Origin of the sequence: Nonomuraea candida (genome assembly GCF_000725485.1) — a bacterium.
GTDB lineage: Bacteria > Actinomycetota > Actinomycetes > Streptosporangiales > Streptosporangiaceae > Nonomuraea > Nonomuraea candida.
In genome coordinates this window covers 289,791-303,998 of the sequence record NZ_JOAG01000020.1, presented here as the reverse complement: position 1 = coordinate 303,998, position 14,208 = coordinate 289,791, and the positions used below count along the sequence as shown (strand labels likewise).

16 protein-coding genes are annotated in these 14,208 nt (G+C 69.2%); 11 read left to right on the top strand and 5 right to left on the bottom strand.

Going from position 1 to position 14,208, the window contains the following annotated elements:
• The first annotated feature begins 8 nt into the window (after positions 1-8).
• The 5 genes from IO39_RS21660 to IO39_RS21640 all read left to right on the top strand — a co-directional run bounded on the left by IO39_RS21660 (position 9) and on the right by IO39_RS21640 (position 4,358).
• On the top strand, positions 9-695 hold the full coding sequence (locus IO39_RS21660) for a response regulator transcription factor (RefSeq protein ID WP_043625942.1): 687 nt from the start codon (positions 9-11) through the stop codon (positions 693-695).
• Positions 692-2,365: a HAMP domain-containing sensor histidine kinase gene (locus tag IO39_RS21655; protein WP_043625940.1), complete on the top strand. Its 1,674-nt coding sequence runs from the start codon at positions 692-694 to the stop codon at positions 2,363-2,365. Before IO39_RS21660 ends, IO39_RS21655 begins: the two co-directional genes overlap by 4 nt.
• Positions 2,334-2,651 (top strand): peptidase inhibitor family I36 protein, encoded by a 318-nt coding sequence (locus IO39_RS21650; RefSeq protein WP_043625936.1) that lies wholly within the window; start codon positions 2,334-2,336, stop codon positions 2,649-2,651. The genes IO39_RS21655 and IO39_RS21650 overlap by 32 nt, the downstream gene beginning before the upstream one ends.
• A 67-nt stretch (positions 2,652-2,718) precedes the next feature.
• Positions 2,719-3,858: a hypothetical protein gene (locus IO39_RS21645; protein WP_043625933.1), complete on the top strand. Its 1,140-nt coding sequence runs from the start codon at positions 2,719-2,721 to the stop codon at positions 3,856-3,858.
• Positions 3,859-4,013: 155 nt separating this feature from the next.
• Complete coding sequence (locus tag IO39_RS21640) at positions 4,014-4,358, top strand: hypothetical protein (RefSeq protein ID WP_157548723.1); 345 nt, start codon at positions 4,014-4,016, stop codon at positions 4,356-4,358.
• Positions 4,359-4,529: 171 nt separating this feature from the next.
• Here IO39_RS21640 and IO39_RS21635 read toward each other — a convergent pair whose 3' ends face one another.
• Positions 4,530-5,261 (bottom strand): transposase, encoded by a 732-nt coding sequence (locus IO39_RS21635; RefSeq protein ID WP_439331479.1) that lies wholly within the window; start codon positions 5,259-5,261, stop codon positions 4,530-4,532.
• A gap of 31 nt (positions 5,262-5,292) precedes the next feature.
• Between IO39_RS21635 and IO39_RS21630 the strand changes: the two genes are divergently transcribed.
• Positions 5,293-5,814, top strand: coding sequence for a transposase domain-containing protein (locus IO39_RS21630; RefSeq protein ID WP_052423179.1), 522 nt, complete (start codon positions 5,293-5,295; stop codon positions 5,812-5,814).
• Between the two features lie 688 nt (positions 5,815-6,502).
• Here IO39_RS21630 and IO39_RS21625 read toward each other — a convergent pair.
• Positions 6,503-7,423 carry a zinc-binding dehydrogenase gene (locus IO39_RS21625; protein WP_211267106.1) on the bottom strand — a complete coding sequence of 307 codons (921 nt, stop codon included), beginning with the start codon at positions 7,421-7,423 and terminating at the stop codon, positions 6,503-6,505.
• A 102-nt stretch (positions 7,424-7,525) separates the two neighbouring features.
• Here IO39_RS21625 and IO39_RS21620 point away from each other — a divergent pair, with 102 nt between their 5' ends.
• A complete protein-coding gene (locus tag IO39_RS21620) occupies positions 7,526-8,101 on the top strand; it encodes a TetR/AcrR family transcriptional regulator (RefSeq protein ID WP_084773228.1) in 576 nt (191 codons plus the stop codon).
• Positions 8,102-8,182: 81 nt separating this feature from the next.
• On the opposite strand, the gene IO39_RS21615 is transcribed toward IO39_RS21620, so the two are convergent.
• The gene (locus IO39_RS21615) at positions 8,183-8,842 is read right to left on the bottom strand and encodes a TetR/AcrR family transcriptional regulator (RefSeq protein WP_043626262.1); all 660 of its coding nucleotides are present in this window, start codon (positions 8,840-8,842) and stop codon (positions 8,183-8,185) included.
• 142 nt (positions 8,843-8,984) lie between these two features.
• On the opposite strand from IO39_RS21615, the gene IO39_RS21610 reads away from it, so the two are divergent.
• From IO39_RS21610 to IO39_RS56795, 3 genes are all read left to right on the top strand, one after another.
• Entirely contained in the window at positions 8,985-9,689 is a 705-nt protein-coding gene (locus tag IO39_RS21610) for an SIP domain-containing protein (protein ID WP_043625926.1), read from the top strand.
• A 186-nt stretch (positions 9,690-9,875) separates the two neighbouring features.
• On the top strand, positions 9,876-10,727 hold the full coding sequence (locus IO39_RS21605; protein ID WP_211267099.1) for an FAD-dependent monooxygenase: 852 nt from the start codon (positions 9,876-9,878) through the stop codon (positions 10,725-10,727).
• The gene (locus IO39_RS56795; protein WP_211267098.1) at positions 10,676-11,071 is read left to right on the top strand and encodes an FAD-dependent monooxygenase; all 396 of its coding nucleotides are present in this window, start codon (positions 10,676-10,678) and stop codon (positions 11,069-11,071) included. The genes IO39_RS21605 and IO39_RS56795 overlap by 52 nt, the downstream gene beginning before the upstream one ends.
• 467 nt (positions 11,072-11,538) lie before the next feature.
• Here IO39_RS56795 and fxlM read toward each other — a convergent pair whose 3' ends face one another.
• A complete protein-coding gene (fxlM, locus tag IO39_RS21600; protein ID WP_043625923.1) occupies positions 11,539-12,792 on the bottom strand; it encodes a methyltransferase, FxLD system in 1,254 nt (417 codons plus the stop codon).
• A gap of 336 nt (positions 12,793-13,128) precedes the next feature.
• Entirely contained in the window at positions 13,129-13,359 is a 231-nt protein-coding gene (locus IO39_RS52830) for a hypothetical protein (protein WP_211267097.1), read from the bottom strand.
• Positions 13,360-13,516: 157 nt separating this feature from the next.
• On the opposite strand from IO39_RS52830, the gene IO39_RS50845 reads away from it, so the two are divergent.
• The gene (locus tag IO39_RS50845; protein ID WP_052423177.1) at positions 13,517-14,089 is read left to right on the top strand and encodes a DUF6506 family protein; all 573 of its coding nucleotides are present in this window, start codon (positions 13,517-13,519) and stop codon (positions 14,087-14,089) included.
• Positions 14,090-14,208 lie beyond the last annotated feature (119 nt).

Below are 14,208 nucleotides of genomic sequence, written 5' to 3'. Positions count from 1 at the left end.
TTTGGCGGATGCAGGTATTGATCGTCGACGACGAGCCGGCTCTGTGCGCATCGCTCGCCCGCTCGCTCCGGTTCGAGGGGTACACGGTCACGACAGTCGCGGACGGTGTGGAGGCGCTGCGCGTCCTGCCGGAGGTGCGGCCCGACCTGATGCTGGTGGACGTCGTGATGCCCCGCATGGACGGCGTGCGCTTGTGCCGTGAATTGCGAGAGAGCGGCGACCGTACGCCCGTCCTCATGCTCACCGCTCGTGACGCGGTTCAGGATCGGGTACGTGGACTCGACGCGGGCGCTGACGATTATCTCGCCAAGCCGTTCGCGTACGAGGAATTGCTGGCCCGGCTGCGCGCGCTGAGCCGGCGCACCAGCCCGGACGAGCTCAGCCCGGGCCCCCCGCTGCTCCTGGGAGACCTCCGCCTCGACCCGTCCACGTGGGCGGTTACTCGCGGAGACCGGGAGATCCTGCTGACGAGGACCGAGTTCGAGCTGCTCAAGCTGTTCATGCGACATCCCCGGCAGGTCCTTACGCGCGCTCAGTTGTACCGCGGCGTCTGGGGTTACGACATCGACGTCGGTACGAACTCCCTCGACGTCTACATCGGGTACCTGCGCCGCAAGCTGGAGGCGGGCGGAGAGCCCCGGATCCTGCGGACCGTGCGCGGCGTCGGCTACACGTTACGTTCCGGTGAGCCGTGACGCTGAGGAGCAGGCTCGCTCTGCTCGTCTGCGGCGCGATGGCCTTCACCGTGCTCTTGGCGTCGGTGGCCGCATGGGTGCTCATCGACCGGTCCCTGCGCGGCGACATCGACGCCCGGCTCCTGGAACGCGTCCCCACGATCGAGCAGCTCGCGCGGACGGCGAAGGCACAGCGGGCGGTCACGGCGCCCGGACCGCTGACGGCGCTGGAGAACGAGCCGATCGGGCTGCAACTGTTCGACCGCGACGGGCAAGCGCTCGTCCAGATCCCGCCGGGCGACGTGCCGCTCGTCATCGCGGAGGAGGAGCGCAAGCTGCTCACCGATGGCGGACGTCCCGCGTTGCACACGGTACGGGTCGACAGCCACGCCTACCGGATCATGACCGTGGCCCTCGGCACGGGCGGCATGGTGCGACTGCTGCAGCCGCTGGAGCACGTGGAACGGACGATGGCGCTGGTGGCGTGGCTGCTGGTGGGCGTCGCCGGGGTGGCGATCGTCGTCGTCGCCGGTCTCGGCTGGTGGACCACGCGCGCCGGGCTGCGGCCCGTGACCAGCCTGGCTGACGCGGCGGAGCAGGTAGCGCGGACGAAAGACCTCGGGCGGCGGCTCGACGTGCCGGGGCCGGAACGGGATGAGCTGACACGCCTGGCCGGCGCGCTGAACGAGATGCTCGCCGCACTGGACGAAGCCCGGGCCCAGCAGCGGCACCTCGTGGAGGACGCGGCGCACGAACTCCGCACCCCGCTCGCGACGCTGCGCAACGACGTGAGCCTGCTCCTGCGGGTCGAACAGGCCGGCCGCCCACTCGCCCTGGAAGAGCGGCTCCAGCTGCTCGACGCCATCGAATCCGAGACGGCGGCACTCGGCGAACTGGTCGGTGAGCTGGTCGATCTGGCCAGGGGAGAGTCGGAGCCCGAGCGGTGGTCGGAGACCGAACTGCGCGCCCTGGTGGAGGCCGCCGTGGAGCGGACGAGACGGGTCAACCCCGCGATCGCCGTCACGGTGCGCGGAGCTGCCATGGAGCGTCGCGTCAAGCCCGCGTCGCTGGGGCGCGCCGTCGCCAACTTGGTGCGCAACGCGATCCAAGTCTCCCCTGACAGAGGCTGTGTCCAGGTGGAGGTCGCGCAGGACGGCACGGATGCCGTCATCACGGTCATGGACCGCGGCCCCGGGATCGCCGCACACGAACAGAGGCGGATCTTCGACAGGTTCTACCGGGGCGAAGTCTCCCGGCATCGCCACGGATCCGGCCTCGGTCTCGCCATCGTCGCGCAGGCCGTTCAGGCGCACCGCGGTGAGGTGACGGTGGACAACCGTCGCGGAGGCGGCGCGCGCTTCACGATCCGGCGGAACAGTGATGGGGGTGACCGCGGGGCGTCCACGCCTTCGACGGTCCGCCCACCATTACCCCAGCCCCGGAGGGCCCGTGACGATCGGATCGAGGCAGCCGGCACCGTCCCGCCGTGCCGTACTCGCCGCTGCAGACCAGCACTGATCCGGCACCCGCAGGTTGCCCGGATCGCAGTCACGCCACCAGGAAAGAGGAAGCAGCATGAAACGGACAATGGCCAAGCTTGGAATCGCCACGCTGATCGCCTCAGCGAGCTTCTCCATCTCGACCGGAACCGCGAATGCCGTGGTCCAGGACGGTATCTGCGAGGCGCGTGAGCTCTGCGTCTACCGGCAGATCAACTACGACTGGGTATCGGATTTCAAGGCATCGGACACCGACTGGTCCAACAACACCTACCCCGATCACCCCAGCTACTCGCTGAACAACAGCGTCAGCTCAGTCTGGAACCGTAATCCGTGCAACGCGGTTCTCTATTCGGGATACGGCATGAGCGGGGTTGGGCTTTACGTCTACAGCGGAGAGAGAATGCCGGACCTCCGCAACACCTACCAAGGCGACTTCAACAATATCGCCAGCGGGCACTCGATCCACTGCACGTGACGACCATGCCACCGTGCCCCGGCTCAGCTGTGCGCCGGGGCACGGCCCCTGCAGGAAAGACTCCGAAATGAAGGCTCGGGCGTTTTTGGCATTGGCGATGCTGATGCTCGTCATGGCCGGCGGTTACGCACTGTGGAGTGTGGGCGACTCGGTGAGGAGTGAGCGCACCACCCCGATTTCAGTCACGCTACCGCTGGACGCCTACCAGCTCACCGGCCGGCGACAAGCCGAGTACGACCGGGCCAAAGGTCTGCTGATCCGTGCCTGCATGGCGAAAGCCGGATTCACCTGGGAATCGCCTACCGGACGAGTTCATGATCCCCATCGCCGCCGCTACGGGGTGATCGACTTGGAGAGCGCCAGCTCTCATGGGTATCACCCGCCGCCCGACCCGACGTCGGAGAGGATTGCCCGGATGCACCTCGCGGTGCTCCGAAACGAACAGGCGAGCCGGGTGTACTTCGGCACCGAAGACGCTCCGGAGGCGGGATGCGCGGCCCGGGCATCCAAGGAGCTCACCCGGGGCGCGGGCAGTCACATGGAAGGGTTGGTCTACAGCCTTTCCTTGCGGTCCTTCACGGCATCGAAAGCCCATCCCGTCGTCGTGGCGGCGCAGCGCGAGTGGAAGGACTGCATGCGTTCTCGGGGACACGCCTACTCCACTCCGGAGGAGGTGCTTGAGGATCCCGCATGGAATCTGAGCATGCCGGGCGCCAGCGCGGCGGAACGTGCGGTCGCCGTGGCCGATGTCGAGTGCAAACAGCGGGTCCGCTTGGTGGAGAGATGGTCAAGAGTCGAGGCGGAGATCCAGCGCGAATTGATCGCGGAGCACGCTGTCCCGCTGGAATCCGTAAGATCGGCACTCGATGCCTCCTTGAAGAACGCGCGGGAAGTGCTGGGGCGCGTGGCCGCGCCCGCCGCCCGGTTACGTCCGGTCGAGTGGTGGAGAACCACCCCTCATCGGCGCGTCGCCTTCAACGGGCAGGGGCGCCGCTGGCTGTATCCGCCCGGCACTTCGGCTCCCGCCGCGTCCCAGAAGGGTCGTGGACCGTGGTATTACGGTAACCACGCATGGGGAATCCACGGCGGCGTTTGCCGCCTCCTTGACGGATGCGGTTTCGATTCCTCCTTCTTCACCCCCGCCTACCTAATTCCCAGCGCGTTCGGCTCGACCTGGAGAGTGTGGACGGCGCCGCCCGGCACGTGACACCTCCACGGGTCCCCGACTACTGTGAATGCCTGGCTCGCGAACGGGCCAGGCATTCCTTCTAAACAGGGATGGTAATGCGGTCCCGCGTTCTGCGCACTCTCTGTGCAGCTGTCCTCATGGTGGCAGGCGGCTGCGCGGCCGATAGCGGCGAAGTGACGCTCATCGACGGTGATCCACGAATCTTGGTCAGGCGCGACAGATCCGGCATGGAGGCGCTGCTGCCTGCGACCCTGCATTACGACACACGCAGCAGATGCCTGGTATTACGCGGCGACAACCAGAACATCATCCCCATTTGGCCGAGCGGCACCAACCCCGTGAACCGCGCCGGCCGGCGGGGCGTGGAGTCCCCTGACGGCACTACGGTCTTGGAGGGCAATGACATCAAAGCCACGGGCGGCTTCCTCAGCAGGCAGGACGCCGCAGCGGACTGCTTGAGCGGCACCGGCCAAACGGCTGTGTTCGCGATCGCCTCGTTCGTTACCTCGTCAGGTTGATCATCTGCCGACACGAGCGCTTCCGGCCAGTGCGTATGAGCGGCGACAAGCGCCAGATGCAGCATTCCCTGATGGAGGCAGCGCTGTGGTATCCCGCCATTCACGTCGTCGTCGAGGATCTCTGAGCCTGGATGCAGGGCCGTGCAGGAGCGTGACCGGGGGTTCGGCAGGTCAGGCCGCGTGTGCTGGTGGAGGATGGCAGGTGGCGGTGAAGGCGTTCGTCCAGGCCTGCTGCCAGGACCAATGCTCGGGCAGGTGAAAGATCACCTGGCCGCGGCCGTGCCGGGCGATCCGAGCGGGAACGGCGATCAACTGGCGGCGCAGGGTCGCGCCGCGCGCTTTGGCATGGAAGGCCGAGGCCAGGCAGCCAGTGGCGCGCAGCAGGTTGTGGGTGAGGGCGGCCAGGGTGAGCCAGGCCGCGTTGGCCGCGAACGAGCCAGAGGGCATATGCGCCAGCGGCCCGTCGATCAGGTCGGCGTTGACCTGCTCTGGCACGGCGTGATCACGATGCTGTTCCTCGGCCTGGAGCATCGCATAGGGGCTGTCGGTGAAGGTCGGGTAGTAGCGCCAGGAGGCGAACAGTTCGTCTTGGCCGCGTCCGGCCTGCTCATTGAGCCGCTTGACCCGGCGGACGATCAGGCGGGCGGTGACAGCTTGGCCTTTCCTGCTGGTGAAGGCGATGTAGCGGGTCTCGGCGACCTCGGCGTCGGACACCCAGCCACTGGCTTGGGGTCGAAGATGGCGCGCGGATAGGCGATCGGTGTCCACGCGTCCTCGTCGATTGCTGCGATCGCGGCCTTGACCTTGGGATCCAGTTTTTGCGGTGACCGAGAAACGGGCCTCATGCCCGCGGCAGGCGGCGATCACCTGCGGGCCGTAGAAGGCGCTGTCCATCCGGACGATCAGGTGGCTCCGGCGCCCGCGTCCCGGGCATTTGGGGGAGCTGACCGCGCTCGTACCGGTCGAGCTCGTCGATGCGGTCCTGGAGGAAACCCGCGGCGTGCAGCGCCGTCTGCGCGCGCTGCCCTCGCGTGTCGGGGTCTACTTCCTGCTGGCGATGTGCCTGTTCCCTGAGGTCGGCTACCTACTGGCCTGGCAGAAGCTGACGGCCTCGCTGACCGCCCTGCCGGTCGTGACGCCCACCGCCAAAGCGCTGCGTGACCTGCGCCGCAGAGTCGGCAGCGCGCCGATGTGGCGCCTGTTCGAGGTGCTGAGCGGACCGCGGGCCCTGGTCGGCGCGGTCTTCGGCCCCACCGGCGAGGGCGAGAGCGGCCATGCCCGGCACCTGCTGCACCTGCTGACGCCCGACATGCTCGTGTCATGGGACAAGGGCTTCGACGGCAACGCCTTCCTAGCCCAGGTCAGCGCCACCGGCGCCCAGGTGCTCGGCCGGCTGCGCAGCAACCGGCGCACTCCCATCCTGGCCCCCTCACCGACGGCTCCCATCTCTCGCTGATCGGTAGCCTGAAGATCCGCGTCATCGAGGCCCGCATCACGGTGACCTGCACCGACGGCACCACCTTCACCGGCACCTACCGCCTGGTCACCACCTTGACCGACGCCCGCCGCCACCCCGCCGCCGCTCTGATCAGGCTCTATCTGCCGGCCTTGAAGGCGTGGCCTGGAGGGTGCCGTGCGACTGCCACGGCGGCAGGTCCAGATGACTTCCGCCGCCCGTGTCACGATGTCCATGCGCGCTGACCTACCGTTCCCGGCACCGGGGCGGGGCGGCGCTTGGCCGAGCGGGCGAGGGTCTGCCTGTCCGGGGCGGCCGGCCGCCGGGCCCAGGCGGGCACGGCGGGGGCGTCGTAGCCGTGCTCGCGGCATCAGGCCAGGCAGGAGGCCACGGCGGCGCGGCGGGCGTTCCAGGTGTTGACCGCCGCGCCGCCCCACAGCGTCTCCAGGGCCTCGCCGATCTCGTCGTCGCCCACCGCGGCGAGCGGGCGGTGCTCGCCGAGCCGGAGCGCGGTCCTGCCGACGCCGGCACCGCCAACGACTCCTGCCAGTCCCGAACACCGACTACGGGGCTGGGGCTGGGGCCGGCTCCGGGAGCGGCGGACCGGAACCCGGGGGACGCAGGAGAACCCGCCGCCCAGGAGGCGGAGCCCGCCGTCGTGACGCGGCGCCGCCCAGTTGTGTTTCAGTCAGTCACCTGCCGCCGGTTCGATGTCCAAGACCGCCTTGCCGGCGATGCGCCGGTTCAGCAATGCCTGGGCGGCCTCGGCGACGCGCTCCCACGGTCCGCGCCAGTCCACCTCCGGGGAAAGCCTCCCCGCGGCCACGAATTCCAGCAGGGTGGCCAGGTCGGGGCCGACCTCATGGACATCTCCGAACGTGCTCATCGTCTTGGACGGGCCGACGAAGAACAGTGAGTACGGCGCGAACACCGCCGGCTCGTTGGACGCCCAGCCGATGTTCTGCACCCCACCGCCCGGAGCGAGGAGTTCCCAGGCTGCGGCCAGCTGTGATCCGCCGACGTTGTCGAGGATGAGGTCGACCGGCCGGTCGATGCCCTCCAGGCCGACCACCACTTCATGGGCGCCCAGTTCGGCCAGGCCGCCGGCGCGGTCCGCCGATCCCACCGAAGCGATGACATGGGCACCGCCCATGGCCGCCAATTGGACGGCGTATCGGCCGACACCGCCGGCCGCGCCGGTGATCAGTACCCGTCGTCCCAGGACAGGCCGGGAGCGCAACGTGCGTAGTGCGGTTATGCCGGCCATCGGCAGCGCGGCAGCGTCGGCGAGGTCGACCTGGGCGGGGACTTCGGCCAGCGCGGTGGTGTCCACGGCCATTCGCTGGGCCCACGCGCCGGGGCCGAATACCGCGACTTTGGCGCCTACGGCTGGTCCGGTGCCGTCCGCTGCGGCACGTATGACAATGCCGGCGGCGTCATAGCCGTGGACGGTTCCGGCCGGACGCCGGCCGGCGAACGCCACTTCGCCTCGGTTGAGTGATATGTGCCGCACCTCGAGCACCGCTTGATGGGGGGCCGGGTGGGGTTCGGCGGCCGTCCCAAGACGCAGGGAGCCGGGGACGCCGGGATCGACGACGAGTGCGCGCATGTTCACGGAGAACTCCTCCATAGGCAACCAATCGGACTCTTAGTCCGGTTAGTCGGCACGGTAGCATATTCGGACTGGCAGTCCACATAGTGGGGAAAACACATGGCTCAACAGCGCACGGAACGTGTCGACGCGGTACGCAACCGCCGTGCGATCCTCCACGCGACCGAGCAGCTTCTGGCCGAAGGCGGCGGGGAGCATGTGTCGCTCGATCGCGTCGCCGCCCTCGCCGGAGTCGGGAAGGGCACCGTGTTCCGTCGTTTCGGCAGCCGTGCCGGACTGCTACAGGCGCTGCTGGAGGAAAGGTCACGCGGTCTACGCGACGCGATCACGAATGGCCCTCCCCCTCTGGGGCACGGAGGGCCTGTCCGCGAGCGGCTGCTCGCCTTCCTGGACGGGCTGGGCGCGATCGCCGAAGGCAACGCAGTGCTCCTGTCCGCGCACGAGCAAGCCTGCGCCGAGGACAAGTACGGCGACCCCAGCTACCAATTCTGGCACCGCCACCTCCGCACCCTGTTCGCCGAGGGAAGCCCCGATCTCGACGCCGATTTCCTGGCCCACGCCGTGCTCGCCGTTTTCGACGGCGAGCTGATCCGCCGGATGACGTCGCCCGACGACCCTCGCCGATTCACCCGCTCCATTCAGCAGATGGCCACGGCACTTCTCGACCGTGACTAATGCCATGACCGGAAACGATGGATCTGTCCAGTAGACGTACAGTCCCTAACCTGCAGAAAACAGGATCGCTCGAAGCTCGATTCACCCACCACGTCCGTGGGCGCGACGGGCGTACGCGCGGATGAAGGCGTGAACTCCGTCGGCCATGATCCGGCGGACCTTTTCCGGATCTGCCGTGGCGGGGACCGGCTGGCGTTCGTAGGCCAGCAGGACGGTCAGGGCGCTGAAGTGGTCGGCCGCCAGGCGTGGGTTGTCGGTGTCCAGGAGACCGGTGTCGGCGAAGTGGGCGAGGCGGTCCGCCAATTCCTGTGAGGCCGCTTCCGTCGCGAGGTCGTCCGTGGTCGTCGGCGTGTGCAGGCGTTGCTGGGCGACAAGGGCGAAGGCGGCGGCGTAGTCGGCGGAACCGACGATCGACGTGCCGAGGTCGATCGCGAATGCCGTGAGCGCCTTCTCCAGTTGCGGCACGGTCGTGATCTGGGCGTCTGTGGGGAGGTGCTCGTCCAGGGCCCGGCGGGTGGTGGCCAGCATCGAATCGGACGCGGCGGTGAGGATGGCCAGGAAGAGCCGCCGCTTGTCACCGAAGTAGTCGTACACGGTGCGCTTCGACACCTGGGCGCGCGCCGCGACGGCGTCCATGCTGACCCGTTCCACTCCTTGCTGCACGAACAGGTCCCGCGCGGCGGCGAGAATCGCCGTCCGCTTCTCCAGGGACCCTTCGCGCACCGGCTTCTCCGTGTTCATGTCCACCTCCACGGCCACCCTACACCGTGCAGTTTACATTGCTGCACTGCACGGTGTAGTGTGCGCTGCCTGGCTGCAACAGCAGCAGTAGACGGGCGCGTCGGCGCGCCACGCAGGACCCACCCAGTGAGAGGAACCAGCCATGCCCCAAGCGCCCGCCCTCATCGGCAACCTCGTCGCGTCCGCTCTCGGACGTCCAGCACACGTGCTGGACCTTCGCGAACCCGCCGCCGGCTTCATCGAACTGGACCTGCGCGCCGCCCCTCCGCCCGGCGGCTGGCACCCCGGTCACGAGGTCCAGTTCCGTGTCGCCCCCACCCTGGGCCGCCGCTATACCGTCCGGACAGTGAACGGCGCGGACGCCGAGCACATCGGCGTCCTCGTCGCTACCGAGGCCACCGGTCCCGGCACCGCCTGGATCCGCCGCCTGCGTGCCGGCGACCAGCTGACGGTGCTGGCCGGCCGGCATCGGCCGCCGAGAGAGAGCGGAACCCGCCGCCTCTACCTCGGTGACGGCTGCGCCCTCGGCACCCTCGACGCCCTCTCCCGGTACGGCGAAGCACCGATCGTGGCGGTCGAGGTGCCGGCGGACGCGGTCGCGGCCCTCGCCGACCGCTGGCCCCGCCACCGCTTCCTGCCCGCGGCACAAGCGCCGGGTGACGCGCTGCAGTCCTGGCTCGAACGCGCCATCACCGAAGGCGAACTGGCGGACGTCGACGCCGCGCTCCTGCTGGGACACGCCCGGTCCATCCAGCGCCAGCGACGACTTCTCATCGACAGTCAGATCCTGACGCGCCGCGCCATCACCACCAGGCCGTACTGGGCGAACGGCAAAGAGGGCCTCTAGCGCTCGGCGGCACGAGCACGACCCGGCGGAAGGCGACGAACGCGGCCCCCGGCAGTACCAGGCCCCGGCTGCGCCTTGACATGGCTCTTGTCGGCGCCGGTCTCCGCCGTTCAGAACCGTGAAGAAGGCCACAACGTCCGACATCCGCCCGGCCGACGCAACGGAGCGGCCAGGAAAGGATCCACCATGACCGAAACCCACCGTCACCTCCTCAAGCGCTCCGCCCTCGTCTCCGGCGCGAGCATCGCCGGCCCCGCCATCGCCTACTGGCTGCACCGCTACGGCTTCGACGTCACCGTCGTCGAGCAGGCGGGCACCGTCCGCGGCGGCGGTTACCCCATCGACATTCGCGGCACCGCCGTCGAGGCGGTCCGCCGCATGGGCCTGCTGCCCCAGTTGCAGAAGGTCCACGTCGACACCCGCCGCATCACCTTCCTCGACGCCGACGGCGGCACCGTCGCCGCGCTCCACCCCGAGAGCATGGCCATCGGCGCCGGCGACGACCTCGAAATACGGCGCGGCGACCTGACACAGATCCTCTACGACGCCGTCCGTGACTCCGTCGCGTTCGAGTTCAACGACTCCATAGCCACCCTGGACGACCGCTCCGACGGCATCGAGGTCACCTTCCGCAGCGGCACCCGGCGCACTTTCGACGTCGTCGTCGGGGCCGACGGGCTCCACTCCAACACCCGGCGGCTGATCCTCGGCCCCGAGGAGGGCTTCCACCACTACCTCGGAGCCTGTTTCGCCGGTTTCACCCTGCCCAACCACCTCGGCCTCACCTCCGAGGGCCTGCTGTGGAACGCCCCGGGCCGGTCCGCCGCCCTCTACGCCGTCGGCTCCGGCCAGAACGTGTTCGGGCTGCTCACCTTCAGGCGCTCCGATCCGCCTTTCGACGCCTTCCGCAACCCCGACGTGCAGCGTGCACTGCTCGCCGCCACCTTCCGGACGACCGCTGGGAACTGCCACGGATCGTCGCCGAGATGCGGGCCGCCGCCGACCTGTTCTTCGACGTCGTCAGCCAGATCCGGATGACGCGCTGGTCCGCGGGCCGGGTCGCGCTCGTCGGCGACGCCGCCTACGCGCCGTCCTTCCTGACGGGGCAGGGCACCAGCCTTGCCCTGGTCGGCGCCTACGTTCTTGCCGGCGAGCTGGCCGCCCACCCCGATCACGCCGAAGCGTTCAGTGCCTACGAGAGGGTGATGCGGCCGTACGTGACCCTCAACCAGGCGCTCGCGGGAGACGGCGACACGGAGCTCTTCCCCGCCACCGACCAGGCCCTCCAGCAGCGCAACGCCGCCCTGCGCACGCTCTCCACCCTCCCCGCCGACCGGGCGCACGCCGAGTACAGCGCTCTGACGCTTCCCGGCTACCCCTGACCCACGGTCCACTTCCAGACGCGCGACCTGGTTCATCATGGGCCGGGAGGGCGGGCGAGTTCCATGAGGCGGCGCCCGAGGAAAGGGGCCGCGGCCAGAGGCCATCGGCAAACAGGCGAGTTCGCCCACAGAACACGATGGCTCTTCCCTTCCCGCCTCTCCGCGCGCGAACGGCCCAACACGCCGCACGCCTCATCACCCGCACATCCCGGGGACCTGGGGATGCCGGGATGTGCCAGGAGCAGAAACGCACGCTTCAGGGCCGTCGGCATGCCCTCCCCTCCGCCGGACCTGCACATGCCCTGTCGGCAGCGCAGGGGAGGCCGGCACAGCGCTGTACGGCGCGAAGAAGATCACCGGTGGTAAACCTGGTCAATCCCTTGAATCTATCTTCGATGGAATCGTACGGGCAAAGCCCGTTCCTTCTTGGGATGGTGAAGGAGTGCAGTGAAAACCGGCCACCGCCTTTACCTTGTAGATTTCCTTTGGTCTTCATCCCAGGACATGATCAGCTGAGTGTGCCGCTTGACATAGATCTTGCCCTGCCGGGGAGGGGACACCGCGGCGTCGGCCGGATAGAGCAGGAAATGAGGATCCGTCCGCGCACGCCAGCCGGCATCCCATCCCAGGACGTGCTGGCGCAGGTCTTCGGCGAGCGCAGGTCCGGCGGGGCCGTGGCCGTGCGTGCCGAGCTCCAGCCGCCGCTCGCCGCTTCCGCTGTCGGCGTCCCGCAAGGTGAGATAGGCGAAGCTGTCCGGGGTGATGAGGACCGGGCAGGACCAGCGCAGCGCAAGGTCGACCAGGTCCGCGCCGCCTCGTTCGTGGTCGGCCCAGATCATGCCGAACCGGTCGTCGGTCGATGCCAGGAACAGGTGCATCGAGTCGAACGGTTCGCCGCGACCGACCGTGACGCCGGTCCACAGCTCGGTGCGCTCGCCGGTCAGTGCTCTTTCGAGCGCGTCGACGTCCAGCGAGGGCCCTGTTTCGCGGGTAAGGCGTACCGCGCCCTTGGCCAGCTCGGCCTCCTGATCCTGGAATGAGCCGGCGCCTTGGACGGGCACAAATCCGCATACCGTCGCCTCCACAGCGGCGAAGTGGTCGCCTTCCGGGACGAGGGTGAGAGCGCGGGTGACCGTGGCGAACCGCAGCGGGACGATCATGCGCCCGCCCGGGGCGAGCAGATCCCCCCACGGCACGTCCCAGACGCCGACCGTCACCACGATGGCGTCGAAACCGCCCTCGGGCGCGTGCGCGTGCGCCGCGTGCTCGGCATCACCCAGCACGACCTGGACGTGCCCGTAACCGGTCTCGGCCAGGAACCGCGCCGCCCGCTCGGTCACGAACGGGTCGATGTCGACGGTGACGACCCGCCCGCTGGGGCCGACGATCTCCGCCAGCAGCGCCGCGTTGTAGCCTCCGCTGCCCACCTCGAGTACCTGGGCTCCCGGGCGCAGGGCGGCGCTTTCCAGCATGGCGGCCTGCAGCCAGGGCGCGCTTATCGAACTCGTCGCCCGGCCGGCGGCATTGCGCTTGGTGATGACCACATCGTCGGCCGCGTAGGCCGCCTGCGCTGACGCCTCCGGCGCGAACCGCTCCCGGGGTACGGCGGCGAAGGCGGCCCGCACCGCGTCGGAGGTGATCCACCCCTGTTCGAGCAGGGTGGACACCATCGCGGTCCGTAGCTGTTCGGGCGTCTGAGCTGGTGCAACGTCGGCGGTCATCGGCCTACGGTATCCCCGCGCCCGTCATGCGGGCACGGGAACCGGCCGGTAGCATGAGGCGATCGCGGATGGGCGGGTGTGGCGCCTGGTGCCGACGGGAACGACCGTTGAACTTCGTGGCGGTAGGGATCGCCCTGGTTTGACAGCAGGATGCTTTCGTTGGGCCAGTCGGGCGTGACGATGTCGATGGACCATCCGTTGATGGCGGCCGTGTGCGGGCCACCACCCAGGAGTCCGGAGATCTGGATGGCAGTACCTGCGAGAGGGCCGGCGAGCCGGCCGATGGCGTCGGCGGCTTTGAGCAGTCAGCGCGGAATGGCGGAATTCGTGCAGGTCTCACCCCGCGCCGGGGCCGTGCAGCGCGGTGTGCTGGTCCAGCAGGGCGCGGGCCTGGCCGTAGGACAGGCGGGCCAGGCCGGTGTCGGGACAGACCTCGCGGGGGCTGACGACCTTGCCGGGGCCAGGACGTCGGTGGGGTGACCAAGACCGGGCCGCGGGTGCGGCCCTTGAGCGGGCGGGAGGCAGCAGCCGGGCGGCGCCGGCGTCCCAGCAGACGGTTTCCAGCACGAAGTCTTCGCGGGCCCGGCCGCGATGGGGGCCGACGTCAGAGCAACTGTGCCACGCGAGGACACAGCTGACGATGCACGCCCTGAACCCTTGACCTCAACATTAGTTGAGGTGTCAGAGTGGACGCAGAGCCCTCGGACCGGAAAGGAACACTGCCATGACCGAGAACCGCGTGATCATCTTCGAGAAGGCCGGCGCGGACCCGCAGGCCGATCTGTTGACGATCAACCACGGCGATGCCCGCACCCGTGTCCGCGCCGTAGCCGAGCCGGCCCAGCTGCTGGAGCTGGTGAGCAGCCTGGAGGTGGACGGGATCGACCGGCTGGAACTGTGCGGCGGGTTTGGCGCAGTCTGGCACGCCCGGGCGCGCGAGATCGTCGGCAACCGGGTCCCCGTGGGGGCGGTCTACTACGGCTTCGAGTCGCTGGCGGGCGTGGCCGCCTACAAGGCGCGCTTCGAGGCCGGCGAGGTGCTGGCCGAGGCGTTCCTCATCGTGCACGAGGGCGCCGACCCCCAAGTGGATCGAGTGACGGATGAGCGCGCGGACGGCGGGTCGACGACGCTCGTCGGCGTGCCCGACCTGGCCACCGCCGCCGAAGTGGCCGCCAAGATGGCGGATGAACTGCAGCTCATCGAGCTGTACGGGGCGCCGGGACCGGAGTCGGCCGCGCCGGTCATCGAGGCCGTGGCGGCCGCCGTGCCCGTCGGGTTCAGCTCCTACAGCCGGTAGGGCTCCCCGCTCGGGTCGGCGCGGCCAGCCCCCAAGCAGCTCTCTGTGATCACCGCTCCGTTCTGTCATCCGGCTTCGGCGCTGAAGCGACCGTTGGCACGTGCCTGGTCTCGTGGTGT

What these genes read in the sequence shown, in the direction of transcription:
- IO39_RS21660 (WP_043625942.1), top strand. Translation starts at nt 9, where the DNA reads ATGCAGGTATTGATCGTCGACGACGAGCCGGCTCTGTGCGCATCGCTC.
- IO39_RS21645 (WP_043625933.1), top strand. Translation starts at nt 2,719, where the DNA reads ATGAAGGCTCGGGCGTTTTTGGCATTGGCGATGCTGATGCTCGTCATG.
- IO39_RS21625 (WP_211267106.1), bottom strand. Translation starts at nt 7,423, where the DNA reads ATGCGCGCACTCGTCGTCGATCCCGGCGTCCCCGGCTCCCTGCGTCTT.
- IO39_RS21620 (WP_084773228.1), top strand. Translation starts at nt 7,526, where the DNA reads ATGGCTCAACAGCGCACGGAACGTGTCGACGCGGTACGCAACCGCCGT.
- IO39_RS21615 (WP_043626262.1), bottom strand. Translation starts at nt 8,842, where the DNA reads ATGAACACGGAGAAGCCGGTGCGCGAAGGGTCCCTGGAGAAGCGGACG.
- IO39_RS21610 (WP_043625926.1), top strand. Translation starts at nt 8,985, where the DNA reads ATGCCCCAAGCGCCCGCCCTCATCGGCAACCTCGTCGCGTCCGCTCTC.
- IO39_RS21605 (WP_211267099.1), top strand. Translation starts at nt 9,876, where the DNA reads ATGACCGAAACCCACCGTCACCTCCTCAAGCGCTCCGCCCTCGTCTCC.
- IO39_RS56795 (WP_211267098.1), top strand. Translation starts at nt 10,676, where the DNA reads ATGCGGGCCGCCGCCGACCTGTTCTTCGACGTCGTCAGCCAGATCCGG.
- fxlM (WP_043625923.1), bottom strand. Translation starts at nt 12,792, where the DNA reads ATGACCGCCGACGTTGCACCAGCTCAGACGCCCGAACAGCTACGGACC.
- IO39_RS50845 (WP_052423177.1), top strand. Translation starts at nt 13,517, where the DNA reads ATGACCGAGAACCGCGTGATCATCTTCGAGAAGGCCGGCGCGGACCCG.